General features: G+C 53.4%; 9 protein-coding genes and 1 pseudogene. 4 read left to right on the top strand and 6 right to left on the bottom strand.

What is annotated here, in order from left to right:
* Positions 1 to 656, bottom strand: a 656-nt coding sequence (locus tag Q3C19_RS07615) for a tetratricopeptide repeat protein (RefSeq protein ID WP_302728330.1), incomplete at its 3' end; no start/stop codon positions are given.
* A gap of 900 nt (positions 657 to 1,556) precedes the next feature.
* Here Q3C19_RS07615 and Q3C19_RS07610 point away from each other — a divergent pair.
* The 3 genes and pseudogenes from Q3C19_RS07610 to Q3C19_RS18400 all read left to right on the top strand — a co-directional run bounded on the left by Q3C19_RS07610 (position 1,557) and on the right by Q3C19_RS18400 (position 5,127).
* Entirely contained in the window at positions 1,557 to 2,036 is a 480-nt protein-coding gene (locus Q3C19_RS07610; protein ID WP_022162533.1) for an RNA polymerase sigma factor, read from the top strand.
* A 12-nt stretch (positions 2,037 to 2,048) separates the two neighbouring features.
* On the top strand, positions 2,049 to 2,636 hold the full coding sequence (locus Q3C19_RS07605; protein ID WP_022162534.1) for a hypothetical protein: 588 nt from the start codon (positions 2,049 to 2,051) through the stop codon (positions 2,634 to 2,636).
* Positions 2,637 to 2,883: 247 nt separating this feature from the next.
* Positions 2,884 to 5,127: pseudogene (locus Q3C19_RS18400) on the top strand (GH116 family glycosyl hydrolase).
* On the opposite strand, the gene dprA reads toward Q3C19_RS18400, so the two are convergent.
* From dprA to Q3C19_RS07570, 5 genes are all read right to left on the bottom strand, one after another.
* Positions 5,112 to 6,236 (bottom strand): DNA-processing protein DprA, encoded by a 1,125-nt coding sequence (gene dprA / locus Q3C19_RS07590; RefSeq protein WP_302728323.1) that lies wholly within the window; start codon positions 6,234 to 6,236, stop codon positions 5,112 to 5,114. The pseudogene Q3C19_RS18400 and the gene dprA overlap by 16 nt on opposite strands.
* A 219-nt stretch (positions 6,237 to 6,455) precedes the next feature.
* Positions 6,456 to 6,860: a thioesterase family protein gene (locus tag Q3C19_RS07585; protein WP_022162537.1), complete on the bottom strand. Its 405-nt coding sequence runs from the start codon at positions 6,858 to 6,860 to the stop codon at positions 6,456 to 6,458.
* A gap of 87 nt (positions 6,861 to 6,947) precedes the next feature.
* Positions 6,948 to 8,231 carry a peptidase U32 family protein gene (locus Q3C19_RS07580; protein WP_071148254.1) on the bottom strand — a complete coding sequence of 428 codons (1,284 nt, stop codon included), beginning with the start codon at positions 8,229 to 8,231 and terminating at the stop codon, positions 6,948 to 6,950.
* 5 nt (positions 8,232 to 8,236) lie between these two features.
* Positions 8,237 to 8,572 carry a type II toxin-antitoxin system RelE/ParE family toxin gene (locus tag Q3C19_RS07575; protein ID WP_302728321.1) on the bottom strand — a complete coding sequence of 112 codons (336 nt, stop codon included), beginning with the start codon at positions 8,570 to 8,572 and terminating at the stop codon, positions 8,237 to 8,239.
* Positions 8,569 to 8,856, bottom strand: coding sequence for a hypothetical protein (locus Q3C19_RS07570; RefSeq protein ID WP_022162541.1), 288 nt, complete (start codon positions 8,854 to 8,856; stop codon positions 8,569 to 8,571). The genes Q3C19_RS07575 and Q3C19_RS07570 overlap by 4 nt, the downstream gene beginning before the upstream one ends.
* 101 nt (positions 8,857 to 8,957) lie before the next feature.
* Here Q3C19_RS07570 and dusB point away from each other — a divergent pair, with 101 nt between their 5' ends.
* The gene (gene dusB, locus Q3C19_RS07565) at positions 8,958 to 9,944 is read left to right on the top strand and encodes a tRNA dihydrouridine synthase DusB (protein WP_302728319.1); all 987 of its coding nucleotides are present in this window, start codon (positions 8,958 to 8,960) and stop codon (positions 9,942 to 9,944) included.
* Positions 9,945 to 10,001: the final 57 nt, after the last annotated feature.

Raw genomic sequence — 10,001 nt, 5'->3', positions numbered from 1 at the left:
TATAAGGCGCTGTCCCGCTGCTCCAGAAACATATATATCTGACCGATGTCCCTGTTACTATATATCATACCCACACTATCCTGAAGTAAAATTTTGCACTGGAAGCTTTGCCTGTACACATCCAACGCTTCGGGATAAAGATTCTGCCTTTTGAACAACGTCCCCATCTGCGAAAGGACCAGCTTTTTCACCGTCATATTCACCCGATCCTCATCCTCGTGCATCGCGTCGAGTGCCCGCTGAAAATAGGCCAACGCCTGCGGCGCATCGCCCAAGTCGCTATATACACGGCCGGCATAGTAGTAAGCTTCGGGCAGGTGGGGGAGGCGCTTGTGCCGCTCGTAGTAGGCCACTACAGGCAGGATGGCACTGTCCGACGTATGCACGATGTAGGCCTTGTCCTTCGCCTTGATGCAAAGCAGGCGGTAGTACATGCGGACGTACAGCGGTTCGTCCGCCGTGTCGGCGGCATAGGAGGCCAACAGGGCACAGGCACTATCCGGCAGCACGGACGCCAGACTGTCCGCCGCAAGCAGCAGCGATGGATAGGGCTTGGGGCGGCAGCCGCTCAGGCACAGCAGCACGCACAGGGCGGCAAACAGAACGGGCAGGCTTTTACGCGATATGCCCGGGTGTGTGTTTTCGATTGTATTCATATTCGTTTGTACGTATAAGGTCTGTATGCAAATATCCTACTTATCGACTACACACCCAAAACAATTTGTATCAAATACCTTCGATGGCGTAACATCGCGTGTTAAAAATTCAGGTTTCACCCTTGCAACGGATTGCAAAAGTTACACAAATGTTACATCAAACTTGCACGTACGTTACATAAACTTGCATGTACATTACATCCTTTACCACATCACCCTGTTTATCAATAGATTAACAAATACCCATCGAACAGGCTTAAATCCCGAAGAAATAGAAAAATCCGGAAAGGTGAAAGCAAGAGGTGAAACTTCCGTGAAACCGGATGTTTCATCCTATCTACCTGACAGCCAAGATCCTGAAAGCTAAGTGAAGGCGTGAAAGCAATTTCCCTCTTTCCCACTCTTCATCCGTGTAAATCCGCCTCATCAGTGTAGTCCGCGTATCCATCCTTCACCCACAAAGTGGCACTTTTCATTCCTAACCACCCACTTTAGCCGCGTAACATCCATAGTTAGCCGCCGCAACAAGCAATGTCCGGCCAAGCGACAAGCAATCTCGCCGCCTATCGCAAGCAATGCCGCCGGGTTCTGCCGACAAAGCCCACGAGTATGACTCACAAACCTGCCAAGTATTGCCTGAGGATGTGTCGAAATAAAAGTATCTGAAACTCTCCTCCTTCAGGAAGGAGGGGAATCAGATACTATAACTAAGCTTCGACACACACTCAAGTATTGCTCGCGAGCCGTGCAAGTGTTGCTCGCGAGCCGTACAAGTGTCTCTCAGGAGCGATGCAAGTGTTGCTCGCAAACCGTGCAAGTATGAATAAAAAAAACACTATATTCGTGTAGTTTTTCCGGCAACACCTGCGTCTAACGGACAAAAACAAATCAGAATTCGATATGGAAACATTGGACACCACATTTGCGCAAATGATCAAGGAACACAAAAGCACCATCTACACGGTGTGCTTTATGTTCTCGAACGATTCCGATGAAGTCAGCGACCTGTTTCAGGAAGTACTCATCAACCTCTGGAAAGGGTATCCCTCCTTCCGGAACCAAAGCAGCATCGATACCTGGATATGGAGAGTGAGCTTCAACACCTGCATCTCCTACGAACGGAAAAAGCAGAAGCGGGCTACCCTCCCACTGACGATGGACATCAACCTGTTTAAGGACAACGACGAAGACTCCCGGCAAATCCGCCAGCTCTACGACCGCATCCACAAGCTAAAGCCCTTCGACCGCGCCATCGTCCTGCTGTGGCTGGAGAACATGAGCTACGAAGAGATAGGAGCCATTGTAGGTATCTCGACCAAAAACGTGTCCGTGCGCCTGTATCGCATCAAAGAGGAGTTGAAAAAAATGTCGAACCGCTAAAAACGCATCAGTATGGAAAAGCATCAAGATAACTTCGAACTGGAAGAAATGAAACAGCAAATCAGACTGTTGAAAGAGAAACTGGCGAAAGAAACCATCGTCAACGAAAAGATGATCATGCAATCGATCCGGGAAAAACTTGGTTACATCAAACGGAAAATCCGCTCCATGTACATACTAGTCCCCTTTGCACTGATTTATTGCAACCTGTTCTTCATCTCGACGGGCTATTCGTGGCTGTTCTGCGTCGTGACCTCCCTCTTTCTGATCGTAGCCTGCATTTATCAGGTATACAGCCACAAAGGAATAAACCCCAAAGAAATATCGACCGGCAACCTGATAAACATCAGCCAGGCCCTGATACGCATGAACCGCTTGGGGCTGAAATGGCTGTACTTCGGCCTGCCCTTCGCCGCGCTGTGGATAGTCTGGTTCCTCGTTGAAAGCTATCCCAAGGAAGGAGGAGAAACCATCTGCATCGGAGGAGGCGTCGGATTCGTGGTCGGAGCCATCATGGGCCTGATACACCTCAACAAAGTGCGCCGCAAGGCTAAAGATGCCATCCGCGAGATTGAAGCCTACACGCGGACGGAGGAGTAAAAAGAAGAACAGTGGCAACAGACAGGACACAAAACCGGGCGAAAGATGTAAAAGAACCTGTAACGATATTAAAGCATGTTATAAAAAGCGGCTTTTTGCTTACAGAATTTGCAGATTTCGCCAAAGTCCGTACCTTTGCAACGTGTTTTTCATAGTATTAGATTTAAGGTTAACAAAGGTTGGAGTACAGCGGTACTCCTTTTTTTTTGCCTATACCCTGACACACACATAAACAGAACCCAATAATATGAAACAACTGCTGTACACACTCATCCTGCTGTGCATCGGCACGTACACCGCCGTCGCACAGGTCATCAGTCCCGACTGCCCGCCGGACAAGATAGAACCCGGCTCGTGGTACTGCTTCCGCAACACCGTCAACCTGAAGCGGCAACCCCGCAACGTCAGCCTGCACATAGCTGCCGACAGCAAATACTGGCTGTGGGTGAACGGCGAACTGCAAGTGCGCGAAGGCGGCCTGAAACGCGGCCCCAACCCCAACGACACCTATTGCGACACCATTGGCTCGCTGCCCGCCCTGAAGAAAGGCCAGAACACCATCACCCTGCTGGTGTGGTACTTCGGTAAAGACGGCTTCAGCCACCGCAACTCGCCCACTCCCGGCATGACCTTCGCCCTGAACGTCGACGGAAAAGACATCCGCCTCCGCAAGCCGTGGAAGAGCATCGTCCATCCCGCCTTCTACCAGCCCGAGGGCGAACAGCCCAACTACCGCCTGCCCGAGTCGAACATCGGCTTCGACGCCGGAAAGGACATCGACTTCACCCGTCCCGACTTCGACGACAGCCAGTGGCCCGACGCACGCCTCACCGACCTGGCAGCAGCCGGATGGAACAAGCTGCAACCACGCCCCATCCCCCAATGGAAAGACTACGGCCTGAAACCTTACGAACGCACGGAAAGGATAAACGACACCATCCTCCACGCCTACCTGCCCTACAACGCGCAAATTACCCCCTACATACGGCTGCGCGCCGACAAAGACCGGAAAGTACGCATCCGCACCGACAACTACACCGGCGGATCGGCCAACAACGTCTTTGCCGAATATACCACCCGACAGGGCGAACAAGACTTTGAATGTCTTGGCTGGATGAACGGCCACTACGTGGTCTATCAGGTACCCAAGGATGCCGAAGTCCTCGACCTGATGTACCGCGAAACGGGCTACGACACCTACTTTGCCGGAAGTTTCCATTGCGACGACCCTGCCCTGAACCGCCTGTGGGAGAAGTCGCAGCGAACCCTGTACATCACCATGCGCGACACCTACATGGACTGCCCCGACCGCGAACGTGCCCAGTGGTGGGGCGATGTGGTGAACGAACTGGGCGAAGCCTTCTATGCCCTCGACGAGAAAGCCCATCTGCTGACCCGCAAAGGCATCCGCGAACTGATGGACTGGCAACGTGCCGACAGCACCATCTTCGCCCCTGTACCTGCCGGAAACTACGACTCGGAACTGCCCATGCAGATGCTGGCCAGCGTAGGCTACTACGGCTTCTGGACGTACTACATGGGTACGGCAGACAGCGCCACCATCGGCTACGTATATCCCAACGTAAAGAAATACATCCACGTATGGAAGACCGACGCCCAGGGACTGGCTATTCCCCGCAAAGGAGGATGGACCTAGGGCGACTGGGGCGAGAACAAAGACATGGAACTGCTGTTCAGCCAATGGTACATCATCGCCCTGCAAGGCTACGAACGCATGGCACGCCTGACCGGCGACACCACCGAAGCCGACTGGGCACAGACTACGGCCGACCGTGCACGCACCGCCTTCCACCAAAAATACTGGAACGGAAGCTACTACGTGTCACCTTCTCACCAGGGTCTGCCCGACGACCGCCCGCAAGCCCTTGCCGTGGTTTCGGGTACACTGCCCGACACGCTCTATCCGGCACTGCGCCCCTTCTTCGGCCAACAATATCATGCCAGCCCGTATATGGAGAAATACGTCCTGCAAGCCCTCTGCCTGATGGGCTACCACCAGGATGCCCTCAACCGGATGAAACTGCGCTACCGCGCCATGACAGACAGCCCGCTGACTACCTTGTGGGAAGGATGGGAAATCGGCTCGGAAGGTTTCGGCGGCGGCACTTACAACCATGCCTGGAGCGGCGGCCCGCTGACCGTCATGAGCCAGTATATAGCCGGAATTGAACCGACGGCTCCCGCTTTCCGCCGTTTCCGCGTCAGTCCGCATCCCGCACACCTGAACCAGATACGGGCCGTTGTACCCCTGAGCGGGAAAAGAGAAATACGACTGTCGCTCGACAAGGACAGCCGCCGGTGCGACATCGTGCTGGAAGTTTCCCAAGGCACGGAGGCGTGCTTCTGCCTGCCCGACGGATATACAGGCATGAGCGTAAACAGCACCGTCTGCCAGTCGGCCGAAAAGGTACTTACGCCCGGCGTATGGAACATCCGGCTGACGCAAGCCGGCGACTATGCCAGCAAGTGATAGACTCCGCCTACCAGCGCTTTGACCATGCCCTTCATTTCGAGTTCGAACAAAAGGGCGCTCATGCGGTTCACCGGGATGTTGGCTTCGACCACCAGGGTGTTGATGTGCAGGTCGTTGCGACTCAGAATCTTGACGACACGTGCTTCTTCCTCGGTCAGTTCGGGGAAAAGGCTGCGCTGTACGCCCGACGCCATCCGGCTGCTGCGGTCGGTGCTCCGTCCCCAGTTCATGGCTTTCACAAAGTCGGCAGCATCGTTAATCAAGGCTGCCTTGTTGTCGCGGATCAGCCGGTTGCAACCGCGCGAATACTCGTCCGTGGCACGTCCGGGCAAGGCAAAACAGTCGCGATGGTAGCCCTCGGCCAGTTCCGCCGTAATCAGCGAACCGCCTTTGGCTGCCGATTCTACCACAATGACGGCATCGCTCATGCCCGCCACAATGCGGTTGCGGCTGACAAAGTTATGACGGTCGGGGTTGGTATCGGTCAGGAATTCGGTCAGTAGCCCGCCTTCGGCCAGCATATCGACCGCCGTCTTGCGATGAACAGCCGGATAAATGCGGTCCAGCCCATGAGCCAGTACAGCTACGGTGGAAAGGCCGTTTGCCAGCGCACCGCGATGGGCATGTATGTCGATGCCATAAGCCAGTCCGCTGACAATCAGTACATCGGAACAAAGTTCGGAAAGGTCGTGCAGGAACTCGGTGCAGAACTGCTTGCCGTACTCGGTGGCGTGGCGTGTACCCACCATGCTGACCACCCGCAGGCGGTTCAGGTCGGCATTGCCCTTGAAGAACAGCACTACCGGCGCATCCTCGCACTCACGCAGACGCGACGGATAGCGTTCGTCGCCCAGCGTCAGACAACTGATACGGTTCTTTTCGGCCCACTCCATCTCTGCTTCTGCCCGGCTGAAGGCTTCGGGACAGTCGAGTGCTGCCACAGCAGAGGCATGAATGATGCCCGGAAAGCGTTTAGGCAGTTCTTTACGGAGACGGAATACTTCGGCTGCGCTGCCTGCGGTATCAATCAGGCGTTTGGCACCAATATGTCCGATGCCCGGACAGAGGGTCAGGGCGATGCTACAGATTCGTTCGTCGGTATTCATAGTAATTGATGTTAGATACGGGTTAACGAGTTAACAAGTTGACGAGGGGACAAGTTGACAAGAGGGGATGAGTTAATGAGTTGACAAGCTCACGAGTAATCGAGTTAACAAGTTGGAAAGAACATAAATACTCAGTTTGCCTTTCCTTGTGGCCTCGTTAACTCGTCCCCTTGTTAACTCTTCCTCCCCTTGTCAACTCGTCAACTCGTCCCCTTGTCCCTAAATATAAGACGCAAATATGCGGTCGAACAGTTCGCTGTCGCTCAACCGTCCGTTTACCACGCAGACAGTCTCTACCACTCCTTTCAGCGATACTTTACCGTCGCTCTTGCGGAAGATGTCCTGATAGAAGACGTACTTGATGCCTTCTTTTTTCATGTAGAGCTTCGACACGAACTCGTCGCCACTGCGCAGCGGAGTCTTGAAAGCCATGCTGATACGTGCCACCACAGGGTCGATTCCCTGCTCGTGAAGGGCAGCAAAGCTGACGCCTACGGAGGTAAGAAACTCGTGGCGCGTATGTTCCAGATAGTGCTGGTAGTTGGCATTGTTCACAATGCCCTGCAGGTCGCACTCGTAGTCGCGCACCTTCATTTCCAGCTCGTAGATGTATTTTTCTGCCATAAAATAATGATTAATGGTAAATGATTAATGGTCAATATCAATCTGCACAACAGTTTACCACTTACCATTAACCATTTACCGCTGTTATTATCCTCGTTGTTTCTCCACATCCAGTCCCTTGAAACGTTTCAGTTCCTCGATGGTCACTAACTTATAGAGCTTGTCACTGGGGCGTATCTTAACAGACTTCATGGAGAAATGCTCGCCCTTATGGACGGTCTGCACGGGTTTCAGGTCAACGCGTGCTTCCTCCAGTGTGACGTACTCGGCTCCGGTGGTAGGTCCGGTGATAAGCAGTTTATCGCCCACACTGATTTCGGCAGCCTCGACCAGGAACTCGGCTACACCGATGTTCGAGAAGTAGCGGATGCCTTTGCCCACGTATATCTTGCGCTCCGTAGCTGCCGAACCGTAGTTCTTCGTCCATTCACCCAGACGCTGGCCCAAGTAGTAGCCGTCCCAGAAGCCGCGGTTGAAGACAGTTGCCAGGCGGCGGTTCCATTCTTCAATCTTTTCGTCGGTAAATGTGTTGTCCAGATAGGCACGGATGGCTTCCTTATAGCACTCAACTACGGTACGCACGTACTCGGGGCCGCGGGCACGGCCTTCTATCTTGAACACCCGCACACCGGCATCCATCATCTTGTTCATAAAGTGAATGGTCTTCAGGTCCTTGGGCGACATGATGTACTGGTTGTCAATCTCCAGTTCGGCGTCGGTCTCCTTGTCGCGCACGATGTAGGAGCGGCGGCACACCTGCATGCAGGCACCGCGGTTGGCAGAGTTGTTCATCTGGTGAAGCGAGAGGTAGCACTTGCCACTGACGGCCATACACAGAGCACCGTGACAGAACATCTCGATGCGGATGCGCTGACCCGACGGGCCACAGATGTTCTCCTCGCAGATATGACGGTAGATTTCGGCCACCTGATCCAGATTGAGTTCGCGTGCCAGCACCACTACATCGGCAAACTGGGCATAGAAGCGCAAAGCCTCGACGTTGCTGATATTGAGCTGCGTACTGAGGTGTACCTCCTGCCCTATCTCGCGGGCGTAGGTCATCACGGCTACGTCGGCAGCAATAATGGCCGATATACCGGCATCCTTAGCGGCACGCACAATGGTGCGCATCAGGGGGATGTCCTGGTCGTAAATGATGGTGTTGACGGTGAGGTAGCTCTTCATACCGTGCTCGTCGCACGTGCGGGCTATCTCGCGCAGGTCGTCGATGGTGAACGTGTTGGCCGAACGGGCACGCATGTTCAGGTTCTCGATGCCGAAGTAGATGGAGTCTGCTCCGGCCTGTATGGCGGCGGCCAGCGACTCGCGCGAGCCGACAGGGGCCATTATTTCAAAGTCTTTCAGTTCCATTGTTATTATTTGATGTATTCCAGTAAATCACGTATTTCGCTCTCGGAAATGCTTTCTTTATCAGCCTTATCGTAAATGTAAAATAGAATCAAGGTTCCTTCGTCTATCTTTACAATGGCTTCTGTATAAGTTATAACACGTGCGCCATGGCTTTTCCCTTTGCCTTTTGCCGAGATTGCCATGCGTACTTTACGCACACCCTTACCTAAATCTGTTCCTACAAAAGGATTTTGTCTCAATTCTTCGAGCAAGGTCAGATAGTCAGCAACTATCGATTTATATCTTTTCTGCAACTTCTTCAGTGCGCGGTCAAAAGGAGGAATCGTCTTAATCTCTATCATGCTTCCTCTTCCATTAGCAGTTCTTTAACCAACTCTTCGGCAGGACGCGCCTGAATCTTGCCGGCCTTGTAATCATTCAACTCCAAGATGGCTTCCTTCAGCTCGTGGAGAACAAGTTCTTTATTACCGGCCTTTTCGTCCTTTGTTGTATCTGCGACTTTGGCCAGACGTTTCTTTATCTCCTTACAGGCATTGCTCATTTCCTGCAAGAAGGTCTTATCGTCACTGTTGATAATTTCACGCATTAACATCAGTTTCTGCGCCTCCAATCCCATTGTTGCCATATCCAGTCTCCCATTAATATGATAATCACACACAAAGATAACTCTTTTTTGCAGCGAAGCACTCTTTTTTCCGTACTTTTGCACCCAAAACGCAACAGAATATGAAGATAGCCAACATAGACTTGGGCGAACGCCCTGTACTCCTCGCTCCGATGGAGGACGTCACCGACCCCGCTTTCCGACTGATGTGCAAACGCTTCGGTGCAGACATGGTGTACACCGAATTCGTATCGGCCGACGCGCTGATACGCTCCGTCAGCAAAACGGAACAGAAACTGAACATCAGCGACGAAGAACGCCCCGTAGCCATACAGATATATGGACGCGACACGGCAACGATGGTCGAAGCCGCCAAAATAGTAGAGCAGGCGCGCCCCGACATCTTGGACCTGAACTTCGGCTGTCCCGTGAAGCGGGTGGCTGGTAAGGGAGCAGGAGCGGGCATGCTTCAGAACATTCCGTTGATGCTCGAAATCACCCGTTCGGTAGTCGATGCGGTGAAGATTCCAGTCACCGTGAAAACCCGCCTGGGCTGGGATGCCGACCACAAGATTATCGTCAGCCTGGCCGAACAGTTACAGGATTGCGGCATCAGTGCTCTGACCATCCACGGCCGTACCCGCGCACAGATGTACACCGGCGAAGCCGACTGGACGCTCATTGGCGAAGTAAAGAAGAACCCGCGGATGCACATCCCCATCATCGGCAACGGCGATGTCACTACTCCGCAGCGTGCCAGCGAATGTTTCGAACAGTATGGTGTGGATGCCATCATGATAGGCCGCGCCAGTTTCGGACGTCCCTGGATATTCAAAGAAGTAAAACACTATCTGGAGACGGGCGAAGAGCTACCTGCCCTGACACCCCAATGGTGCATGGACGTACTGCGACAGGAGGTAGAAGACAGCGTCAACCTGCTGGACGAACGACGCGGCATCCTGCACGTACGCCGGCATCTGGCAGCCAGCCCGGTATTCAAAGGCTTGCCCAACTTCCGCGACACACGCATCGCCATGCTGCGGGCCGAGACGAAAGACGAACTGTACCGCATCTTTGACGACATCAGACAGCGGTTCTTTCCCGGCTGAAAGCTGCGGTCGTATCTCTGACAATGATTACGACCGGACTATGAAAGAGAAGTCCGG

Source organism: Bacteroides sp. ET489 (assembly GCF_030518095.1).
In the GTDB taxonomy this organism is placed as follows: Bacteria; Bacteroidota; Bacteroidia; order Bacteroidales; family Bacteroidaceae; genus Bacteroides; species Bacteroides ndongoniae.
This window is presented reverse-complemented; position numbering and strand designations above follow the sequence as displayed.